Here is a 2,372-nt window from a genome sequence, read left to right as displayed (position 1 = left end):
GCTGTCCGCGTACTCGTCTGAGTGCACCACCGAGTACGAAGTTCTGTGCACCACTGCTCAGGCCACGTCGGTGTCCCGCTCGATGGCCTGGAGGCGGTTCTTGAGCCGGTAACTGTTGCCGTTGATCGGGACGACCTCGCAGTGGTGCAGGAGACGGTCGAGGATCGCCGTGGCAAGGACCTCGTCGCCGAAGACCTGGCCCCATTCGCTGAAGGTCTTGTTCGAGGTCAGGATGATGGAGCCCTTCTCGTAACGCTTGGAGATGACCTGGAAGACCAGGTTCGCCTCGGCCCGCTCCAACGGCTGATAGCCCACCTCGTCGACCACGAGAACGGCGGGTCGCAGGTAGCCGGTGAGCTTGCTCATCAGCCGACCCTGGCCCTCGGCGGCCCTGAGCTGGCGGACCATGTCGTCCAGGCTGGTGAAGTAGATCGAGTAGCCGGCCCGGCAGGCCGCGACCGCGAGGGCGACAGCAATATGCGTCTTGCCCACTCCTGGAGGAGGCCCGAGCAGGGCGACGTTGGCCTTGTCCTCGAGGAAGGCCAGGGTGGCCAGGTCTTTGACCTTGCGGGGGTCGAGCTCGGGCTGGAAGGAGAAGTCGTAGTCCTCGAGCGTTTTGTGGTGTGGCAGCTTCGACAGCCGCAGTCCGTTGCGGAACCGGCGGTCGTCACGGACCGCGAGCTCCTCGGCCAGCACCAGGTCGAGTAGATCGAGATAGCCCATCTTGGCCTCGTCGGCCCGCTGGATGTACTGATTGAGGGCTTCGGCCAGGTGCGGCAGGCCGAGTTTGACGGCGGTGGCACGGATGCGGTTGCTGGTCAGCCCGCTCAACGGGCTTCCTTCGTCGGTGCGTTGGTGGTGAAGGGGCGGGTGCCGGTCAGTTCGTCATAGACCGACAAAGGACGACGGCCGACCTCGACGCTGGCGGCCGCGGACCGGTTCAGCAGAGCCTGCAGCGGCCCGCTCGCCGCCTGCCCAGACCGGCCGCCGCGCGGTGAGGGCAGGTCGTCTCCTGCGGTGACGCGGCGGCCGGCGCCGGTGGGCAGACCGTCCCAGTGCGCCTCATCCACGATGCGGGCGCCTCGGCCAACTGCCCTCGGATGGACGGCCAGCAACGTCTGGCCGCTCGCATCGGCAACCGTTGAATGAAGCGTGACCAGGGACTTCGTGGCACGGACCTCGATCAGCTGACGGGGACGGACCTTGCGGGCGGGCACCGAGTAGAGGTTCGCGTCGAAGGCGATCAGGCAGTCCTTGCCGACGTGTCGCAGATGCCGCTGCGTGACCACATACGGAGCCTGCGGCAGCGGGCGCAGGGCCATGTGATCACGTGCCGCCCGCTGTCCGATGATCTCGCCGTGGGTGCCATGGACCTTCGCCCGCCGCAACGGAACCCAGGCAGCGAAGGCGGCGTTCATCTCCTCGATCGAGGAGAAGGCCCGCCCCGCGAGGACATGATCCCGAACGATGCCGACCTGGCGCTCGACCCGGCCTTTGCCCTGCGGCCGGTAGGCGGCCAGCACATCGATATCGAAGTCGTAGTGCCCGGCGAAAGCAACGGCCTCCGGATGCAGTGGAACTGCTTGGCCCGGAGCGACGTGCCGGCGCACAACCGTTTTGGTGCGGTCGTAGACGACACTCATCGGCACCCCGCCGAAGTGCGCGAACGCGCGGCGGTGGCAGTCGAAGAACGTCGCCAGGTCCTGGCTGGTGGTGAAGCAGCAGAACGGGTCGCGCGAGTACGACAGCGTCATGTGAAACGAGTAGACCTTCAAGACGCCCACGTGAGCGAGGACTTTGCCCTCGTTGCCCCAGTCCACCTGGGCCTGAGCCCCCGGAACGACCTCGAACCGCCGATGCATGCCCGCCAACTCGCCCGGAGCAATCCCCAGTTCTTCCGCGATCCGTGGCCGGGCTTCCTGCAGATAGAGCTTCACCCGCTGGTAGTTGATGGTGACCGCGTAGTCCTGGACCAGACGCTCATGGACTACCGATGCCTTGAGCAGGACCTCGGACCTGAGCATCGCGTCGATCAGCGGCGCGACCTCGTCGACCACCCGCCGATGCCGCCGGCCGGCGCCTTCCCGCTTCGGCGGCGCAACCGAAGCCGGATCCTGCAAGTACTTGCTGACCGTCCGGCGGTTCAGTCCCGTCTCCTTGGCGATCTCCCGCAGGCTCATCGCACCGGACTCATACAGCGGCCGAAACCGCCTCAACTCCAGCCAGCGATGCGGATCCAGGACCACCGTCAGCCGCCTCCCTGCCACCCCGAACCGACAGCAGCAGACTCACGGTTTCCACCTCATCACCGCACTGGAAACGGTGCACATTCCTCCGTACGAGGTGGCGCACGATCACTTGTACGCCGACAA

Annotated in this window: 2 protein-coding genes; both read right to left on the bottom strand. The window is 66.4% G+C overall.

The window, feature by feature from the left end; translation table 11 throughout:
• Positions 1-57: 57 nt before the first annotated feature.
• Positions 58-831 (bottom strand): IS21-like element helper ATPase IstB, encoded by a 774-nt coding sequence (gene istB, locus ACIBN2_RS46715; RefSeq protein WP_399143898.1) that lies wholly within the window; start codon positions 829-831, stop codon positions 58-60.
• Positions 828-2,246 carry an IS21 family transposase gene (gene istA, locus ACIBN2_RS46710; RefSeq protein WP_399143897.1) on the bottom strand — a complete coding sequence of 473 codons (1,419 nt, stop codon included), beginning with the start codon at positions 2,244-2,246 and terminating at the stop codon, positions 828-830. Before istA ends, istB begins: the two co-directional genes overlap by 4 nt.
• Positions 2,247-2,372: the final 126 nt, after the last annotated feature.

The organism is Streptomyces sp. NPDC050534, from assembly GCF_044457745.1.
Lineage (GTDB): Bacteria > Actinomycetota > Actinomycetes > Streptomycetales > Streptomycetaceae > Streptomyces.
This window is presented reverse-complemented; position numbering and strand designations above follow the sequence as displayed.